The organism is Stenotrophomonas sp. STEN054, assembly GCF_056854535.1.
This window is the reverse complement of sequence record NZ_JBXFWG010000038.1, coordinates 24,083-42,760: the sequence shown is the minus strand read 5'-3', so window position 1 is coordinate 42,760 and position 18,678 is coordinate 24,083. Positions and strand designations below refer to the sequence as shown.

13 protein-coding genes and 1 riboswitch are annotated in these 18,678 nt (G+C 65.8%); of the genes, 5 read left to right on the top strand and 8 right to left on the bottom strand.

What is annotated here, in order from left to right; all coding sequences use genetic code 11:
- The 4 genes from AC1VXD_RS14705 to AC1VXD_RS14690 all read left to right on the top strand — a co-directional run.
- The coding region (locus tag AC1VXD_RS14705) for an IS3 family transposase (RefSeq protein ID WP_482992664.1) at window positions 1–352 on the top strand (352 nt) is incomplete at its 5' end.
- A 422-nt stretch (window positions 353–774) separates the two neighbouring features.
- Entirely contained in the window at window positions 775–3,435 is a 2,661-nt protein-coding gene (locus AC1VXD_RS14700; protein WP_482992663.1) for an AAA family ATPase, read from the top strand.
- 284 nt (window positions 3,436–3,719) lie between these two features.
- On the top strand, window positions 3,720–4,295 hold the full coding sequence (locus AC1VXD_RS14695; RefSeq protein ID WP_482992662.1) for an OmpO family porin: 576 nt from the start codon (window positions 3,720–3,722) through the stop codon (window positions 4,293–4,295).
- A gap of 298 nt (window positions 4,296–4,593) precedes the next feature.
- Window positions 4,594–5,568 (top strand): Dyp-type peroxidase, encoded by a 975-nt coding sequence (locus tag AC1VXD_RS14690; protein ID WP_482992661.1) that lies wholly within the window; start codon window positions 4,594–4,596, stop codon window positions 5,566–5,568.
- A 116-nt stretch (window positions 5,569–5,684) separates the two neighbouring features.
- On the opposite strand, the gene pnuC is transcribed toward AC1VXD_RS14690, so the two are convergent.
- The 7 genes from pnuC to AC1VXD_RS14655 form a co-directional block, all read right to left on the bottom strand.
- Entirely contained in the window at window positions 5,685–6,254 is a 570-nt protein-coding gene (gene pnuC / locus AC1VXD_RS14685) for a nicotinamide riboside transporter PnuC (protein WP_482992660.1), read from the bottom strand.
- Window positions 6,251–8,440 carry a TonB-dependent receptor gene (locus tag AC1VXD_RS14680; protein WP_482992659.1) on the bottom strand — a complete coding sequence of 730 codons (2,190 nt, stop codon included), beginning with the start codon at window positions 8,438–8,440 and terminating at the stop codon, window positions 6,251–6,253. Before AC1VXD_RS14680 ends, pnuC begins: the two co-directional genes overlap by 4 nt.
- A gap of 70 nt (window positions 8,441–8,510) precedes the next feature.
- Window positions 8,511–8,605, bottom strand: a riboswitch (TPP riboswitch).
- Window positions 8,606–8,699: 94 nt separating this feature from the next.
- The gene (locus AC1VXD_RS14675; protein WP_482992658.1) at window positions 8,700–9,827 is read right to left on the bottom strand and encodes a phosphotransferase enzyme family protein; all 1,128 of its coding nucleotides are present in this window, start codon (window positions 9,825–9,827) and stop codon (window positions 8,700–8,702) included.
- A 142-nt stretch (window positions 9,828–9,969) separates the two neighbouring features.
- Window positions 9,970–10,341, bottom strand: coding sequence for a glycine zipper 2TM domain-containing protein (locus tag AC1VXD_RS14670; RefSeq protein WP_482992657.1), 372 nt, complete (start codon window positions 10,339–10,341; stop codon window positions 9,970–9,972).
- 274 nt (window positions 10,342–10,615) lie between these two features.
- The gene (locus AC1VXD_RS14665; protein ID WP_482992656.1) at window positions 10,616–12,622 is read right to left on the bottom strand and encodes an XVIPCD domain-containing protein; all 2,007 of its coding nucleotides are present in this window, start codon (window positions 12,620–12,622) and stop codon (window positions 10,616–10,618) included.
- A 104-nt stretch (window positions 12,623–12,726) separates the two neighbouring features.
- The gene (locus AC1VXD_RS14660; protein ID WP_482992655.1) at window positions 12,727–13,509 is read right to left on the bottom strand and encodes a hypothetical protein; all 783 of its coding nucleotides are present in this window, start codon (window positions 13,507–13,509) and stop codon (window positions 12,727–12,729) included.
- 375 nt (window positions 13,510–13,884) lie between these two features.
- Complete coding sequence (locus tag AC1VXD_RS14655) at window positions 13,885–14,523, bottom strand: response regulator (protein WP_108767314.1); 639 nt, start codon at window positions 14,521–14,523, stop codon at window positions 13,885–13,887.
- Window positions 14,524–14,599: 76 nt separating this feature from the next.
- On the opposite strand from AC1VXD_RS14655, the gene AC1VXD_RS14650 reads away from it, so the two are divergent.
- Entirely contained in the window at window positions 14,600–18,208 is a 3,609-nt protein-coding gene (locus tag AC1VXD_RS14650) for an ATP-binding protein (protein ID WP_482992654.1), read from the top strand.
- A 23-nt stretch (window positions 18,209–18,231) separates the two neighbouring features.
- On the opposite strand, the gene AC1VXD_RS14645 is transcribed toward AC1VXD_RS14650, so the two are convergent.
- Entirely contained in the window at window positions 18,232–18,630 is a 399-nt protein-coding gene (locus AC1VXD_RS14645) for a c-type cytochrome (protein WP_482992653.1), read from the bottom strand.
- Between the last annotated feature and the right edge of the window lie 48 nt (window positions 18,631–18,678).

Genomic DNA, 18,678 nt, shown 5'->3' with positions numbered 1-18,678 from the left:
GCAGGCGCTATTGGCTGCAGTGTGGCGGCGCAAACCAAGCCCCGGGCTTCTGCTTCACTCCGACCAGGGAACCCAGTTCACCAGCGAAGACTGGCAGAGCTTCCTGCGCGAACACGACATCGTGTGCAGCATGAGTCGACGAGGCAATTGCCATGACAACGCGGCGATGGAGAGCTTCTTCCAGCTGCTGAAGCGGGAGCGGATCAAGCGGAGGATCTACAGCAATCACGACGAGGCACGCGCCGACGTCTTTCAGTACATCGAGATGTTCTACAACCCAAAACGGCGGCACAGTTCCAACGACGGGCTGTCCCCGGTAGAGTTTGAGAAGCGGTACGCACTAAACGGCTGACGACTGTCTACAAAAGCCTGGGCGATTCAAACCGTCGCCTGCAAATCCTAGACTACGAACTGCCTTGTTTGAGTCTTGTTTTAGGGTCCTTGATAGTCCCGAACACCCCAAGCTATCAGAGATAGTAGCGGCACAATGCAAGATCCATCGCACGAGCCCGCAGATTGTGCGTAAGTACCTGAGAGCAACTTTCTGCATGGTAGCCATCGAAACCTCTTCAAAGGGTGCCGAGCCTGACTAGTATTCGCAGGAACTGTGGCCAGCCCTTCCCTACTAGCTTGAATCGCCGGAGTAGGCATAGACTCGCCCGTCACTTCCCGGCCTGCATAACGTGTTTTCCCGGTACTTTATGCAGGATTGGCCACGCTGTTCAGAGGCGCTACCGGACTGTAATGTGATGGCTGGCCCTATAAGGAAACGCCATGACGCTCTTAGATGCGATTCTCTCCTGGTCCGAGGAACTCACCGCTTGGCAGCGTGACGCATTGCGACGTGCTTTCCTCATTGGGGGGGAGCTGAGCCGACAGGATTTGCTCGATATGAGGGCAATGGTGGAGGGACGACCTGAAGCACCGGTGCCGCTGCCGTTGCTCAGCTCACATGTTCCAACCCTTGGGTCCGGTTCCTCAACGTTGCTGACTGGGTTGTCTAACTTGGCCAGCGTAAATGGATTTCCAGACGGCCGTCAGCTGGATATCGCGGAAGCCGGCGTTACGTTGATTTTTGGTGAGAACGGTGCTGGGAAGTCCGGTTTTGCGCGTGTCATGAAGCGCGCGTGCCGGGCTCGCCACTCTTCGGCAGTGTTGCCCAATGCTTTCACCAGCGCTGCCACAGCGGCACCTTCGGCTTCCTTCGGATACGTGGTGGATGGCACACACAGGGAGTTCCGCTGGCAAGAGGGACGCGCGAGCGACTCTGACCTGGCCATGGTGTCTGTGTATGACAGCCAGTGCGCGCAGGACTACATCGCTCGGGGTGGGCCGTCCACCTTCGTGCCCTTTGGATTCCATGCGCTGTCTGCCTTGGCGAGCGCGCAGCAGGCAGTTCAAGAAGAGATTTCAAGGGAGATTTCCGGCATTCAGCTAAGCCCGGCACAGTTCCTGGCCCTACAGGGAAGGCACACGGTTGGTGACATGATTCGGACCTTGGGTCCTAGCACGGACTTGCCTTCGCTGCGGGCTCTGGCGACGTTGAATGCTGATGAACTTCAATCGATCGCTGACCTATCTGCGGCGATCAAAGGCCTTGATGTCGAGCCGGAAGCAACCAAGCACGAACGGCTGGCTCAGCGACTTGAGTCATTGGCTAGAAACGCTGTGGCCGCCGAGCGATTCGTTACGGATGCTGCTTTGGACAAGTTCATGGGCATGGCATGCGCCGAGGAAGAGGCCGTTGTCGCAGATCGTCTGGCTCAACGGTTACTTCATGATGAGAGCTCTTCGGGCACCGACGCACAAGACTTGCTGCCGGAGACTGGAGGCGAACAGTGGAAGAGCCTGTTCCATGCCGCTCGTGCTTTTTCTGTAGTTGCCTATCCTGATCACAGCGATCACCCTGCCTACCAGCCAGAGGATCAATGCGTTCTATGTCAGCAGATATTGGGCGAACCCGCGCAGGACCGATTGCGCCGATTCCACGTGTTCGTCGCTGCGGATGCTGCGAAGAATTTGGAGGCCGCACGGCGCTCGGTGGCGGATGCGCGTCTGAAAATCGAATCTGCCAATCTTGCCGCAGTGGAGCCGGCAACGCTAGATGAGATCAAGCAGGCCGATGAAGCCCTCGGGGCGGCGATCATTGAACACCAAACCGCCTGGGCCGCCCGTCGAGAGTGGATTGAGACTTGTTATGTACTGTCTCAGTGGACCACTCCTCGGCCGGAGCTTCCCATTGGGGAAGCGCTGTCTGTCCGATTGACAGCCAAGGCGGGTGCCCTCCGTGAGTTAGCTGAAAGGCTGCGGAGGTCGAATAGTCAGTCCGAGCTGGCCGACCTGAAGCACCTGCATGCTGGGCTTGTCGCGCGCCGCGACCTCGGTACCCATCTGCCTGCGATCGAAACCTACGTACAGGCCTCTTTACGCCGCCTTGCATTGGAGCGCGCTCGTGACGCATTGAATACCAAGGCTGTTTCAACCAAGATCACTGCGCTCTCCAAGGTTTACGCTACCGACGCTTTGGCAACGGCTCTCAATGAAGAGCTCACGGCTTTAGGCTATCGGCGTCGCGTCACTCCAGTACTGACCAGCCAGACAAAGGGCGGACGCAACTTACATGGGCTGGCGCTGACTGGGTGCAAGCACGGCGTGCATGAGGTTCTGTCCGAGGGAGAGCAGCGCGCCGTTGCACTGGCGTTTTTCCTCGCTGAAGCTAAGCTTCGCGGCGACAAGTCCACCATAGTTTTTGACGACCCTTCAACGTCACTTGACCACCTGCATCGTAGGAGGATGGCGGAGCATTTGGTCCAGCTTGGTTCAGAGCGCCCGGTGGTGATCTTCACTCATGACGCTGTCTTCCTGACCACCCTGTTGGCCGAGATTGCGGAACAACAGATGCCAGCCAAGATCCAAACTGTAGAGTGGCAGGCTGGCAGTCCAGGCGGACTTCTCGATGGTCTCGCCTGGGAGAGTAAGCCTTACAGCGATCAGATGGCACATCTGAAAGCGTTGGCGGTTCAGATGAAGGCCGCCCATAACGCGTACCCAAGCAGCGCGGATAAGCGAGAAATTCGCGACGCGTACGGGCACATGCGAGGGATGGTGGAACGTGCGGTTCGCGAGATCATACTGAATGACACCGTGCACCCCTTCAGCGACGAAGTTCGCGTCATTCAGGTTGGTGCCGTCGCGGGTTTTGGAATCGATGACTGGCGAACGATCGTCTCGGTATACGGAAAAGCCAGTGAGGTCATTGTGGGCCATGACAGCCCGCGTGAAGGCCAGTATGAGTTGCCTGGAGCTACGGAGTTTGAGGCCGATATCGCGACTCTGGAGGCTGTGATCCGGGCCAGCGAGGACCGGCGCCGCGCTTTCAACAAAAAGGAGAAGCAGTTCATGATCGACCTTCGGAACAAGGTTCGCCAAGGCTAGGGATCGCGGGCCTTCCAGACTATGCCGTTCTTCGCCGGCATAGTTGGTCACTAGACCGAACGGCATAGTTTGTGTGATCGGTGCCCAACTATGCCGTTCTCCCCAGTTGCGAGCCGCCATCAGAGTTCCCTGAACAGAAACTTCATTCATGTACTGGTCAGTTCAATATTCAGGGTCGATTTCACCAGCAAACGGATAATTCACACCTGTCGACCGCCTCTTCGCTCTGTCTCTCTCCCGGGGAGGCGGCCGACGAAACCAAAAATAATTAAAGGTGTGTCCCGATGAACAAGAATTCGCTGCTCGCCCTGGGTCTGTTGGCTGCCCTGCCGTTCGCTGCATCGGCTGCCGATGGCCTGTCGTACAACTACGTTGAAGGCGGTTACGTGAACACCGATGCCAAGGGCGGCGACGCCGATGGCTGGGGCATCAAGGGCTCGGTTGCCGTGCACCCGAACTTCTCGGTCTTCGCTGATTACAGCAAGCAGGAAACCGACACCTTCAAGAACGACGTTGACCAGTGGCGCATCGGCGCCGGCTACAACTACGGCATCGCACCGAACACCGACCTGGTGGCTCGTGTCGCGTACCAGAAGTTCGACATGAAGCACGGCCTGGACTTCAACGGCTACTCCACCGAAGTGGGCCTGCGCACCGCGTTCAACCCGTACCTGGAAGGCTACGCGCTGGCCGGCTACGAGGACTACAGCAAGAAGCACGGCATCGATCCGGACGGCGAGTTCTACGGCCGCGTCGGCGCCACCGCCAAGTTCACCCCGAACTGGGGCCTGAGCGGCGAAGTGAAGCTGGCCAAGGCCGGCGACCGCGAGTGGTTCGTGGGCCCGCGCTTCACCTGGTAATAAGCAGTACCACAGTAAAAAGCGTTACCGGCGTGTGCTCTCTCTCTCTCCCGCACGCCACCCGAAGCCCGGCCTCGCGCCGGGCTTCTTTTTTGTGCCGCGACTGTCGAGTGGATCGCCTGCCGGTAGAGCCACGCCGTGCGTGGATGTTCAGTAGAGCCACGCCATGCGTGGATGCTCTCCTCAGCCACGCATGGCGTGGCTCTACTGCAGCTCCACCATCTGCAGGGGGCTTCCGCTAGAATCGCCCGCACTTCGCCCCGCGCGACGCGCCCGCCCCACGCCAGCAGGATGTACCGTGAATTCCCAGCCCGCACCGATCACCGCCCTCAATCACACGCTCGACAACGAGCCGCAGCAGATCACCGCGCCGTTGACCCACTCGGCCGCGTTCCTGGTGCTGAAGGTGAAGGACGATGCAGATTCCATCGCCAAGGTGCGCGAGGTGCTGGGCAGCAGCGATGACCTGATCAAGAATACTGCCATCCGCGATATCGAGCGCACCTTCACCTGCAACGTGGCCATCGGCCACCGCGTGTGGGAAGCGGTGGTGGGCAGCACGCCGCCGCGCGAGCTGAAGCCGTTCCGCGAGATCAAGGGCGCGACCCACACCGCCGTGTCCACCCCGGGTGACCTGCTGTACCACGTGCGCGCGCGCACCATGGACCTGATCGTCGCCTTCGAGCGCAACCTGCTGATGGCCTTCGGCGATGCCGTGGAGGCGGTGGACGAGGTGGCCGGCTTCCGCTACTTCGATGGCCGTGACCTGCTGGACTTCGTCGATGGCACGGCCAACCCGGAAGGGCTGTCGCTGCCGGAAGCCACGATCGTCGGCGATGAAGACCCCGACCATGCCGGCGGCAGCTACGTGGTGGTGCAGAAGTACCTGCACAACCTGGATGCCTGGCGCGCGCAGAAGACCGAAGCCCAGGAAGCGATCATCGGCCGCACCAAGCACGACAACATCGAGCTGGACGATGCCCCGGCCGACGCGCAGAAGTCGCACAAGACGCTGTGCACCATCGAGGATGCCGACGGCGAGCACGAGATCCTGCGTGACAACATGCCCTTCGCCAACCCGGGCCGCGGCGAGTACGGCACCTACTTCATCGGTTACACGCGCCGCCTGTGGGTGATCGAGCAGATGCTCGAGCGCATGTTCATCGGCAACCCCGCGCCGCTGCACGACCGGATCCTGGACTTCTCGACCGCCACCACCGGCGTCACCTTCTTCGCGCCCTCGCGCAGGGTGCTGGCCGACCTGGGCGACTGACCCCGCGCCGGTAGATCCACGCCATGCGTGGATGACCGTATCCAGTAGATCCACGCCATGCGTGGATGACCGTATCCAGTAGATCCACGCCATGCGTGGATGCGTTCTGGTGGCGACTACCGGTGCTCGCGCGCTGCGGCACTCCACGCCCGCAGGCCGAACACCGCCAGACCCAGGAAGAACACGTACAGCGCCGCGGTCACGTGCAGTGACTTGAACAGGTACGTGCCCACGTAGACCACGTCCACCGCGATCCACACCCACCAGCACGCCACGTGGCGGCGTGCCTGCCACCACTGCCCGACCAGGCTCAGCGCGGTCAGCATCGCATCCAGCCACGGCAGCGCCGCATCGGTGAAGCTGTGCATGGCCGTGCCCAGGGCGATGCCACCGCACAGGCCGATGGCAAGGTCGCGCAGCGCCTTGCCGCGCGCCAGCGGCACGATGCGGATGCTGCCTTCGTCGGCGGCATGCTGGCGCCAGTTGATCCAGCCATAGACCAGGAAGCCACCGAAGGCGACCTGCAGCAGCGTGTCCGAATACAGCTTGGCCTCGGCGAACACTGCGCCGTACAGCGCCACCGACAGCAGGCCCACCGGCCATGCCGCCAGTCGGCGCCGGGCCATCAGCCAGACGCCGAGCACGCTGCACAGCGCGGCGGTCCACTCGAGCAGGACGCCGCTCACAGCGCGAACGTCACCGACAGCCGCGCCTGTCGCGGTGCACCGGGGAACAGGTAGTAATCACCGCCGCTGCTGCCGGTATCTCGCCAGTAGAAGCGGTTGAATACGTTGTCCACCGACAGGTTCCAGGTCACCGCACGCTCATGCAGGCGATGCTGGAAGCGCAGGCCGGCATCGAACACCGAGTAGTCCGGCGCGCGCACGCTGCCATCGGCGCGGGCCACATTGGAAGAGGCATAGCGCCAGCCACCGGTCACATCCAGGCCCTGCACGAACGGCAGCGCATAGGCCAGGTGCACGCTGGCACGCACCTTGGGCACGTTCACCAGCTGGTGGGCCTCATAGGCCGGCGTACCTGCATCCCGTGCACGTGCCTGCAGCACGCTGGCGCTGGCGACGATCTGCAGCGCGTCGGTCAACTGGCCGTTGGCGGTCATTTCCAGGCCGCTGTGGGTCTGCGTGCCCTGCTGCACGAAGGTGTAGCCCGCCTCGCTGTCGTCCGGCTGGGCGAACTGGTACGGCTGAGAAATGCGGAACAGCGCCGCACCCAGGGTCAGGGTCTGCACCGGCACGTACTTCACGCCCACTTCCAGCTGGCGCGACTGCACCGACGGCAGGAACGCATCGGCGTTGGTGGTCCAGAACGGTGCCTCCTGGCCCAGCGAGATGCCGCGCACGTAGCTGCCGTAGACGTTGAGCTGGTCATTGGCCTTCCACACCAGCGCGGTCTGCGGCAGGAAGCGCGACAGGCGGCTCTGCCGCTGCAGGGCGCCGCGCTTGTCATAGGCGCGCTCGTCCAGGCGCACGAAACGGCCACCGGCCAGCCACTGCCAGTCATCGCCGAAGCGGATGCGGTCCAGCGCGAAGACGGCGGTCTGGCGGCTGTCGAGGCGGCGCGCGGACGGGCCCGGCTGCAGCGGCGAGGGCGCGTACACCGGCACCTGTGCATCGTGGATGTTGGCGCTGCCCACGTACTCGTTGACGCTGGGGCGGCGGTCGACGGTGCGGCGGAAATAGTCGGCGCCGACGGTCATCTCATGGCCGACGCTGCCGGTATCGAAGCGGCCGCGCAGTTCGCCGCGCGCCTGCTGGTTGCGGCGGGTGTCGTCCGGGCTGCGGTAATCGTAGATGTCGTAGTCGCCATTGGGCGCGAAGTAGTTGCCCGGCGTGCCGCCATCGGCGCACTGCGCGGTGTAGTAGCAGCCGTAGGCGAAGGCCACGTTGTCATCGATGACCGATCGGCTGTAGCCCACCGACACGCGCGACTGCCAGCGTTCGTTGAAATCGTAGGTGTGCAGGGTGGTGATGTTGGTGCTGGCGATATCCACCGGGCGCTGCCACGGCTGGTAGCCAAGCAGGTGCTTGCGGTCGACGCCGCGCGGCAGCTCGCTGGCGCCCAGCAGCTGATAGCCGGACACCGAGCGCTGCGTGCTGGTCTGGTAGTTGGCATCCACTTCCAGCTTGCCGCGCTCGCCGATGAACCAGTCAGCGGCCAGCGAGTAGAAATTGCGGTTGCCATCGGCGTGCTCGACGTAGGAGTTGCTGGCGTCCCACGCCGCATTGAGGCGCACGCCGAATCGCGGCGTGATCCAGTGGCCGACATCGGCAGCGACATAGCGCGAGCCTTCCGAATCGGTGCCCAGGGTGACGGTGCGCACTTCGGCCGGGCGCTTGCCCACGTAGTTGATGATGCCGCCCGGTGCCATCACGCCGGCGGCGAGGCCGGCTTCACCCTTGAGGATCTGCACTTCCTGCACGTTCTCCAGGGCCAGGCGCTGTTCGCCGGCAATGGCCAGGCCGTTGAAGCGGTAGCCGGTGGCCGCGTCCAGGGCGAAGCCGCGGATGGCGATGTTCTGGTAGTAGCCGACCGGTGCGTAGGCATCGCCCAGCGAGGCATCGTTGCTGGTCAGCTCGGACAGCGAACGCACCTGGCGGCGGTCGAGGTAATCGCGGTCGAGCACGTTCACCGAGGCCGGCGTGTCCTTCCAGCTGCCGCCGCCGAAGGCATTGGCGCGCGAGGTATCGGCCGCGGGTCTGCCGGCCTGCACGCGCACGGCGGCCAGCTCGGTCGGCGAGCGTTCGGCGCCAGTGGCGTCCACGTCGGGAGATGCCTCGGCAGCGCTGGCATGCAGCGGCAGGGCGGCGCAGAGGGCAAGGGCGAGCAGGGTGGGGCGCAGGCAGCGGTTCATTCGGTTCGTCTTCTGACAGCAAGGGAGACGAAGCGACGGCGCACGGACGCACCTGCCCGGAACGGGGGTGCGACTGCTGCTCAAAGCTCCCTACGCCGGTGCAAACCGGATCAGGTTCCAAGGGACTCTCTCAGCCTGGCAATCCAGGCACCCCCGCTTCAGATGGCCATTTCACTACAAATGGTGGCGATTTGCGAGCCACGGGTCGAAGGAGGGGTCAGAGCGCTTCCTGCGGAACGGGATCCGACCCCACCCAACCTCACGCCGCCGCGCGCAGCGCCTGCAGCAAGGCCTGGCCCGCCTTCGTGTGGAACCACGCCGGGTGCCCCAGCATGAACGGCTGCCACGCCACGTCGGCATTGGCGGTGGAGCCGGTGATGCCTTCGAAATACTCCACTTCGGACAGTGCGAAGTCGAAATGGACCATCGGCAACAGATCCGCCAGCAGCTGCACGCGCGCGGCCGACAGCGGCAGCACCTCGCGGTAGCCCTGCAGCAGGGCCAGGGCGATGTCGATGCGCACGGCGTCGTCGCCGCGTTCCAGTTCCAGCCAGGCCACGGCGTTGCGCTCGATGGCGGTGGCCAGGTCGAACAGCGCGCTGGTGGGCGAGGCCAGGCCGAAATCGAGCACGGTGGCCACCGCGCCGTCGGCATCCCACAGCAGGTTGGAGACGTGCCAGTCGTTGTGCGCCCACAGCCGTGGTTCGTCGCGCAGGCGTGCCGCCAAGCCCTCGTGCCAGGGCAGCACCTCCGCGCGCAGCTGTGCCTGCCAGGGAATGCGCGCCAGGTAGCGCGCCAGGCCGGGGCGGTTCGGCAGGTCGGCCTGCAGCGTGGCGATGGGATCGTCGGCGCGGATCAGGTCGTCGCGCGCCACCAGGATGTGGGTACTGCGCTGTGGCGCGTGGAAACCGGCCGAGGCCTGGTGCAGGCGCGCCAGCATGCGCCCGGCCTGCACCGCCTGCGCGCTGTCGGTCAGCAGCGACCACGACACCGCGTCGCGGTACAGGTCCGCACCCGCACCCGCGGCGTGCAGCTCGTAGGTCCACGGCCCGTGCTCGACGGCGGTCGCGCCGTCAGCGGCGGCCAGCACCTGCACCACCGGCACGCCGTGTGTGGCCAAGTGGGCGATGAAACGGTGTTCTTCCTGCAGGCAGCCGGCGCTGCGCACGCTGTGGTGGTGGCGCTTGATGAACACCCGGCCCATCACGCCCTGCACGATCGCGGCCGCCGACAGCGGGCGCGGGCTGTGCCAGTACAGCGTGCTGTCCGCCGCCAGTGCCGGGTACTGCGTGCACAGCCACGCCACTTCGTCGGCGCTGATCGCTGGCCAGTCGGCAGCGACCTCGTCGTTGTTGAGGCCCTGCACGCGATGGGGGGAAGAAATCATGCCGCAGCCGCTGCCCGGAAAGGAATCACCAAGGCTGCGCATTCAACGCCATGGACGCCGCCGGCGCAACCCGCGCTGGCAGTAACGAAAACGGGCAGATCCAGGATCTGCCCGCTGCCGGAATCATCACACTGAGGCGCGCTTACCAGCCGCGATGACGGCCGCGATCGTGGTAGTGGCGGCGGTCATGGCCACGGTCGTGGTAGCCGCGGCTGTAACCGCGGTTGTAGCCGCGATCGTAGCGACGGTTGTCATAGCGGCGGTCATGGCGGTTGTCGTGGCGGTCCTTGGTGGTCAGGTTGCCGATGGCACCACCGGCCACCGCGCCGCCGACGGTCGCGGTCGGGTCGCCGTTGGAGATCAGATGGCCGGCCACGCCGCCCACCACCGCACCGACCACGGTGCGCTTGTCCTTCCTCGACATCGCGCTGGCATCGCTGACCACCGCCACGCCGGCCAGCAAGGCAAGGGCCATCGCCAGGCCACGGAAGCTGATTGCGGACGTACTGATCATGTTCGGTTCTCCTGTCTGGGGCTTGCCACGGTGGGCAGGGAGGGCGGGGGCGCCCTGGCTGCCGTGCTGTCCAAAGTGGTCTTCCAACATTGTCGGAACATTGCGCGTGGACGGCCTGCGGCGTGCGTATTCATCTAGCGTCATGGGCGATGAAGCGCACCTGAAAATCCGCCTGAATGGGAGCTGCAGCACGTGGGGCCGACACGTTTCCTTCAGGAACGCGGCAACGGGGCCGGAGCCCTTTCCTGCGGAAAGGGATCCGACCCCGCCTGGATCAATGACCCATCGCGCGCTGGGTCTGGCGCTGCTGCTCCTGGTGCTGCTGGGTGTCCTGCTGCAGAACGTTCGGTGCACCCTGCACCGCGCCGCTGTTCAACGCCATGCTCTGTTCGCTGGCGGCCTTCACGTCCACCGCCGCACGCATCGCGGCCGGGTCGTTCATCGCGCCCTGCACGGCGAACAGGCGCTCACCGTTGGTGCTGGGCACCACCGAATCAATGCGCTGCAGGCCGGCTTCATGCGACTGGCGGGTCAGCGATGCGGCAGCTGCTTCCAGCGAATGGCGATCCTTGAAGGTGCCGGCCGGCAGCTGCTCCAGGCTGTTCACCGCCTGGTTGTACATCGGGTTGCGCGGGTGGCGTTCGTCGTTCAGCAGCGGACGCTCGCGCGCCTCCTGCATCGCGCCCTGGGTCTTCGGACCGATGATGCCGTCCACGGCCAGGCCGTTGTCCTTCTGGAACTGGCGCACCGCCGCTTCGGTGTTGCGGCCGAATTTGCCGTCCTCGAACAGCGGCTTGCCGTCGGCACCGACATAGCCCAGGTGGCCGAGACTCTCCTGCACCTTGCGCACGCCTTCGCTGTGGTCGCCCTGGCGATGGATCTCGTTGCGTGCGGCCTGCGGTGCGGCCACGGTGGCCTGCGCCGGCGCGTCCTTGTGCTGGCCCTGCTGCTGCGTCTGGGTGCGCGTCTCCAGCAGGTCACGCGCCTTGTGCAGCGGGTCGGAGGCGAACAGCTTCCAGTTCGGGTGGTTCTCCACCTGCTTCAGGTAGTCCTCCACCGGCATGGTGTGCACGCCCTGCTTGCCGGTGGACTGGCTGATCAGCAGCTTGTCGGTGTTCGGGTCGCGCACCACCATCACGATGTGGTCGATGCCGTTCCAGTGCTCGTGCTTGGTCTTGGCCGTATCCAGGCCGATCACCATGCCTTCCTGCAGCGCACCCGGCTTGAGGATGTCGTCGCGCTGCAGCAGCACGCCCGAATCCTTGTAGGCCTGCTGCACGATGCCGCCGGAGCCGGCGAAGCCCAGCTTGATGCGGTCCGCATCACCGTAGACGGCGTGGCCGGCCTTCTGGTTGATCTCGTCCTGGGTCTTGTTGAGCATCGTGCCGACCCAGCCCGAGCAGTCCACGTAGCCCTGGTCGACGTTCTTGCCGGTGATGCCATTGCCACGGTAGTACTGGCTGGACGGGATGTTGATGGCGTACTTGACGTCGTCGTACTTCACGCCTGCCTCGTAGGCGGCGCTGAGGCTGATGCCCGGCTTGTCCTGGTTGGCCGCCACGGGTGCGGCCACGGTGGCGGCGGTCGGTGCCGGCACCGTCTGGGTCGGGCCGGCCGGTGCCTGCACCGGGGCGCTGCGTGCCGGCGCATCGGCGCTGATCGGCGCGATGTTCTTTTCCGGAATGCTGATGCCGTCGTACTTGCGGTCGTAATACTGGGCGAAGGTGCTGGCCAGGTCCTTGTCGTTCATCGTGCTCATTTCCGCACGCGTGTGGCCGGTCAGCGCCTGGATGTCACTGCCGATCTGGCCCATGATCCGCGGCCGCATGTTGATCACATCGCCGTGGCCATCACGCACCACGCCGAAGGTGCCGGTGGCGATGGCGGTCTGGATCGAGCCATAGCCGGCCGCACCCTGCTGGTGTGCCAGGTACAGGTCCAGGCCGGTCGGCGAGGCCTCGCCGGACAGGTACGGGTGGCCGGTGCGCTCATGGCGCTTCTGCATGTCGGCCAGGTTGCGCTGGAACATGTCCGCGGCCGCTTCGGTGTTGCGGGTCGGGTCGTACTCGTGGCCGGTCAGGCCGTACTGGCGCGCCGAAGACGGCAGGAACTGGAACAGGCCCTTGGCGTCGGTGCGGCTGTTGTGCGCGCGTTCGTCGAACTGCCCGCCGGTCTCGATGTGGGCGAAGCGCAGGAAATCCTCGCTGGAAATCCCCTTGCGCTGGGCGACCTGTTCGATGATGTCGAGAACTTCCTGTCTGCTGTAGTCACGCTGTGCCATGACGTTTTCCTCTGGGGTTGATGGAGCGGCCTGGGCCGCGTTTCGCCAACCGGACTCATCCTTGAGTCATCAACATGTCGGTCAACAGGTACTGCGATGTGTGCTTACGGCGCCGCGTAGGCCTTGCGGGCGGCGTCGTAGCGGTACTGGCGCGCGTCGGCGGCACCCAGCGCACGGGTCTGGCCCGGGGCGGCGATGGTGGTGCCGGTTTCGCTCACGCGGATGGCCGGCAGGTCGCTGCCCGGCACGGCCTCGAAGGCCAGCGTGCCCTGGCTGCTGATGCAGGGCATCACTGCACCCTCGTCGCAGGCCGCCGAATTGTCCTCGCCGGTGATAACGGTGCCGGCGCTGGCCCAGACCTGGCCATCCTCGGATTTCTCGTAGTCCGGGTTGAACAGCAGGATCTCGTAGCTTTCCACGCTGACGCCGCTGCTGAAGGCGCGGGTCGGTACGGCCAGCAGCAGCTTGCCCGACGCCGTGCGGTGTTCCACCGGCGTGCGCTTGCTGTCCACGTCCGGCGCGCTGCCGTAGGCACCGATGGCGCCGATCCACGGTTCAGCGCCCTTGAACACCCACGGACGGTCCGGCTTGTCGCCGGTCAGGGTGAAGGTGGCTTCGGAGAGGGTGACGCGGCTGTCCGGGCCAGCCTCGTCTTCGCCGGCCTTGCCGAACTTCTGCGGGGTGTTCCAGGCAAAGCCGGTGTAGTAGCGGGTGCCGGCCACTTCATAGGTGTGGCCGAACCAGAACGTGGCCACGCTGCCGTTGGCCACTTCGTAGGAAACGGCGCCATCGCCGTCCACCTGGTAGATGAAGTACAGCACGCTGCCGGCATCGGGCGGCGTGGCAACGGCCGCGGGGGTCGCGGCGGCGGTAGCGGAGCTCTGCATCGGGGCAACTTCCTGTCGTGGCGCGTCGGCGCCCTGCGGTGACGCGGTCGAGGTAGAAGGGGTGCATGCGCTGGCCAGCAGCGAAACGGCAAGACCAGCCAATGCCAGACGCAATCGCGTACGGGCCGGTGCCAGGCAGACGGTGGGGGAATGGATCATGCGCCTCTCCATGGTGTGCGGGCGCTGGGCAAGACGGCCAACGCAGAAAACCGGCCACCCACGCAGGGGCAGCACGATGTAGTGATGAGCCGGTCGATTCCTTCGACCTCGCATGGGAGAGCCCATCGCGGCGGATCATGGCACAACCGCTACGGCGATCACAGGGGGAGGCGGACGTGAAGGACGGGGCAGTCCTGTGAAACTGCGAACCAGTTCTCAGATTTTCCCGTCACGCAGGTAGTCGAACAGTTCGGCATCGCCCTTCAGGCCCAGCTTGAGCATCGCATCGCCCTTCTGCCTGCTGATGGTGCTGACGCTCTTGTGCAGCTGCAGGGAGATTTCCTTGACCGTCATGCCGGTGCCGAGCAGGCGCAGCACTTCCACCTCACGCGGCGACAGCGGCTTGCCATCCCCCTCGCGCATGCGCCAGCTGCCCGCTTCCTCCACCCGCTCGCGCAGGCTGCGGCTGATGTAGGACTGGCCGCGATAGACCGTCTGGATGGCCTGCGGCAGTTCCTCCATCGACGAGCTCTTGTCGACCAGGCCGAGCACGCCGCAGTCCAGCACCATGCGCAGGATGGCCAGGTTGTTGGACACGCTGAGCATCAGCACCGGCAGGTCGGGGTAGCGCCGGCGGATCATGCCGATCATCGCGAAGCCATCGGCCTGGGCGCTGCCGGGCATCGAGTAGTCGGTCACCAGCATGTCGCAGGGCTGGCTGGCCAGCACGGCCATCAACGCCTGCACGCTCTCCGCTTCACCGACGACCCGGCCGACGCCGCTGGCCTCGATCACGGCACGGGTGCCGATGCGTACTACGGGGTGGTCGTCTGCGATGATGATGCGCAAGGTCATGCTCTAGTATGGCCTTTCGGGCAGTGCCGGCCGCGAGCTGCGCGGTACCAGGCGGGTTTCTGGGAGAACGTCGCAGATGCGGAACCGGGCAGTGCGTGGATGGGTCCTCCTGCTGGGGCTGCTGGGCCTGTCCGTGCTGGCGCAGGCCGAACCGGGCCCCCTGCCGTTGACCGTCCTGCAGCGCCAGTTCCTGGCCGCGCATCCGGTCATCGTTGCGGGCCAGTATGACAGCGGTTGGCCACCGTTCGAGGACCTGCAGCAGGGCCAGCCGGTGGGCCTGGGGCCAGATTACCTGTCGCTTCTGGCTCGTCAACTCGGCGTGGAACTGCAGTTCCGTCGCTATCCGGACTGGAATGCCGTGCTGGATGCGGCATGCCGCGGCGAGATCGACGTGGTGATGAACACCGCGCTCAGTCCCGAACGCGCCCGCTGCATGGTCTATACCCGCGCGTATGTGGAAGCGCCGCTGGCGATCGTCGGGCGGCCGGGTGATCTGCGCGCCTCCGAAACGCCGGACCTTGACGGGCTAAGGGTGGTCATCGAACAGGACTTCATGACTGCCCCGCAGGTACGTGCGCGCTTCCCGCGGGCCCGACAGCTTGTCGCAAATGACACGCAGACAGCGCTCGCCATGGTCAGAGACGACAAGGCGGATGTCTTCATCGGCAATGCCTACGTCGCCACCGAACTGATCGCGCTGAAGAAGATCGACGGCGTGGTGGTGCTGCGGCCCAGCGATCTGCCGCCCGAGCGCCTGCACTTCGGCGTGCCCAATGGCAGCCAGCCGCTGGCCGAAGCGCTGGATGTGGCGCTGGCCGCCAGCAGCCCCTCGCAGCGCGAGGCGTTGATGGAGCACTGGCTGCCGCCGCTGACGTGGTCGGCGTCCGCGCAGCTGGCGCTCAGCCAGGCCGAGAAGCGCGTGCTGCAGGAATCATTGAAGATCGGCTTCGCGCCCAATGCGGCACCGCTGTCCTTCGCCGACGACAACGACCAGCCCAGCGGCCTGGCCAGCGACTATCTGCGCCGCCTGCTTCAGGCCGGCGCCCACCTGCAGATCGACCCCAGCCACGACTGGTTCGACGTGCGAGCCAAGGCAAAGCGCGGTGACCTGCAGGCGGTGATGGGCGTGCCGATCGATTCGCACTACCTGGGCCCGGACTGGGTGTTCAGCCAGCCCTTCATCAGCGTGCCCAACGTCATCGTGACCGCCCGCAACAGCCCGGTGCTGCTGGGCCTGTCCGACCTGCAGGGCAAGCGCGTGCTGCTGTCCGACCCGGAACGGGTGCGGGGCTACGTGCTGCAGCAGGCACCGCTGGCGCGCATCATTCCCACGCGCAGTGCCGAACAGGCGATGCAGCGCCTGGCCGACGGCGAGGCCGATGCCTACGTGGGCAACCTGGCGCTGATCGACCAGCTGCTGCGCAACCAGTTCGCCGGCCGCCTGCAGATCGCCGCCCCGGCCAACTTCAACGATGAACTGGCGCTGGCCGTTCAACGCCGCTATGCCGCGCTGGCCACCACCTTCGACCGCCTGCTGCTGCAGATGACGCCGCGCGAACGCGAGGCCCTGCGCGGCGACTGGCTGGCCACCGAGTATCACCACGGCGTGCAGTGGAGCACCCTGCGGCGTTGGGGCATCCCGCTGCTGCTGATCCTGCTGACCGCGCTGTTCGTGTATGCACTGGGCTTCTGGCGCCTGCGCCGTGAGGTGGCCGGGCGCCGGCATGTGGAGCAGCGCCTGGCCGATGTCACTGACAACCTGCCGGCCATCGTCTACCAGGCGCGTCGCGCCGCCGATGGCGCACTCAGTTTCCCCTTCATCGCCGGTGACGTGCAGGCCCTGTTCGGCATCTCGCCGCAGCAGGCGATGGACGATGCCGATGCGCTGCTGCAGCGGATCGACGCGAAGGATCGCGTGCTCATCGTGCGTGGCACCGATCTGGCCGCGCGCAGCTTCGCACCACTGTCGTTCGAGTTCCGCGTGCGCACCGAGGATGGCAACGCGCGCTGGGTGCGCACCCAGGCGCACCCGTATTCGGCCGAGGCCGGTGCGGTGACCTGGAGCGGCTACTGGGTGGACGTGAGCGAGGCGCGCGCGCAGGCCGATGCACTGGCGACGGCCAAGGTCGAGGCCGAGCAGGCGGTGGAAGCCAAATCGCGCTTCCTGGCCACCATGAGCCATGAGATCCGCACGCCGATGAGCGGCGTGCTGGGCATGCTGGAAGTGCTCTCGCATTCGCCGCTGGACCAGGAACAGCAGCGCATCATCGGGGTGATCGAGGATTCCGCGCAGATGCTGCGGCAGATCCTCGATGACATCCTCGATTACTCGCGCATGGAAGCTGGCGCGCTGCGCCTGGCACCGGTGCCGATGCCGCTGCGGCCGCTGCTGGAAAGCGTGTGCCGGCTGCTGTCGGCGCAAGCCACCGCGCGTGGCCTGGACCTGCAGGTGGAGATCGATCCGCGGCTGGCGCAGGCGCATGAGGTCGATGGCGTGCGCGTGCGGCAGATCATCTTCAACCTGCTCAGCAACGCCATCAAGTTCACCGCGCAGGGCAGCGTGCGCCTGCAGGTGGATGTGCTCGGTGCCACCACCGAGGAAGGCAGCCAGCCGCTGCGGCTGACCGTGTCGGACACCGGCATCGGGATTGCCGACGAGCAGATCCCGCACCTATTCGCACCGTTTGCCCAGGCCGGTGCACACATCCAGCGCGAGCACGGCGGTACCGGACTGGGCCTGAGCATCTGCCACCGGCTGGTGCAGGAGATGGGCGGCGAGATTTCCCTGCACAGCGTGCTGGGCCAGGGCACGCGGGTGGAGGTGCTGCTGTCGCTGGTGGAGGCGCGGGCCGATGACGTGCAGGCGCTGCTGTCCGAACAGGAACAGACCGCGCTGCTGCCGCCGGCGCTGCGCGAGGCCCGCGTGCTGGTGGTGGAGGACCATCCCACCAACCAGGCGATGATGGCCTGGCGCCTGCAGCAGCTGGGCGTGCCGCATGTGCTGGTGGACGACGGCCAGCAGGCGCTGGACCGCCTGTCGGTGGAGGCGTTCGATCTGGTGATCACCGATTGCCGCATGCCGGTGCTGGATGGCTTCGCCTTCGCCCGCCTGCTGCGCGAACGCGAAAGCCGCCACGGCCAGCCGCGCCTGCCGATCCTGGCGCTGACCGCCAGCGTGCTCAACGATGATGCACGCCGCTGCCGCGATGCCGGCATGGACGACGTGCTGGCCAAGCCGCTGTCGCTGGCCACGCTGCGGCAGGCACTGCTGCGCTGGTTGCCGCAGGCGGCGGCACTGGAGGCGGGGCCGGCGGCCGAGGCATCTGCACGGACAAGCGATGACGCGTCCGCGCTGGAACTGCCAGACCTGGCGGCCCTGCAGCAGCGCTTCGGCTCACTGCAGGTAGCCACCCAGCTGCGTGACAGCCTGCTGCAGGCCAGCGCGGCGGACATCGCGCAGCTGCAGCGGGCGCTGGGCGAAGGTGATCGCGCCAGTGCGATCCAGCAGCTGCACCGCATGGGCGGCGCGTTGGGGTCGGTGGGCGCGCGTGGCCTGGCCGAACGCGCGGCAGCGCTGGAACAGCAGCTGCAGCAGGCCAGCGATGCCGACGCGGCGCCTGTGCTGCAGCAGGTCGGCCAGTTCGTGCAGCACCTGCAGCAGCAGCTGCAACGGCTGGCAGGCTGAGTGGCCGGCTATTGCGACGCCTGCTACTGCGATGCATGTTCCTGCAGGTAGGCGATCACCAACGCGCGGCGTTCGGAGCTGGGGAAGGCGTTGTACATGCGCGTGCCCGGCACCACGTGGGTGGGCGACTGCAGGAAGGTGTCCAGGGTCTGCGCGCTCCACACGAAGCCGGCGCGGCGCATGCCGTCCGAATAGGCGTAGTCGGGCAGGCTGCCGGCGCGGCGGCCGATCACGCCGTGCAGGTTGGGGCCGAAGCGGTGGATGCCACCGGCCTTGACCGTGTGGCAGCCGGCACAGATCTCAAAGGCATGCTGCTGGGCCCGCAGTCGTGTCTCTGCGGGCGTCAGCGGTGCCGGCGGCGTGCGCTGGCAGGCCGTGGTGGCCAAGGCGAGGGTCAGCAGCAGGGGCAGGCAGGCGCGCATGGGCGGGCAGGATAACGGTGTGCCCGCGGCAGCGGGCTGCGACATGCG

What these genes read in the sequence shown, in the direction of transcription:
- AC1VXD_RS14700 (WP_482992663.1), top strand. Translation starts at nt 775, where the DNA reads ATGACGCTCTTAGATGCGATTCTCTCCTGGTCCGAGGAACTCACCGCT.
- AC1VXD_RS14695 (WP_482992662.1), top strand. Translation starts at nt 3,720, where the DNA reads ATGAACAAGAATTCGCTGCTCGCCCTGGGTCTGTTGGCTGCCCTGCCG.
- AC1VXD_RS14680 (WP_482992659.1), bottom strand. Translation starts at nt 8,440, where the DNA reads ATGAACCGCTGCCTGCGCCCCACCCTGCTCGCCCTTGCCCTCTGCGCC.
- AC1VXD_RS14675 (WP_482992658.1), bottom strand. Translation starts at nt 9,827, where the DNA reads ATGATTTCTTCCCCCCATCGCGTGCAGGGCCTCAACAACGACGAGGTC.
- AC1VXD_RS14670 (WP_482992657.1), bottom strand. Translation starts at nt 10,341, where the DNA reads ATGATCAGTACGTCCGCAATCAGCTTCCGTGGCCTGGCGATGGCCCTT.
- AC1VXD_RS14665 (WP_482992656.1), bottom strand. Translation starts at nt 12,622, where the DNA reads ATGGCACAGCGTGACTACAGCAGACAGGAAGTTCTCGACATCATCGAA.
- AC1VXD_RS14660 (WP_482992655.1), bottom strand. Translation starts at nt 13,509, where the DNA reads ATGCAGAGCTCCGCTACCGCCGCCGCGACCCCCGCGGCCGTTGCCACG.
- AC1VXD_RS14655 (WP_108767314.1), bottom strand. Translation starts at nt 14,523, where the DNA reads ATGACCTTGCGCATCATCATCGCAGACGACCACCCCGTAGTACGCATC.
- AC1VXD_RS14650 (WP_482992654.1), top strand. Translation starts at nt 14,600, where the DNA reads ATGCGGAACCGGGCAGTGCGTGGATGGGTCCTCCTGCTGGGGCTGCTG.
- AC1VXD_RS14645 (WP_482992653.1), bottom strand. Translation starts at nt 18,630, where the DNA reads ATGCGCGCCTGCCTGCCCCTGCTGCTGACCCTCGCCTTGGCCACCACG.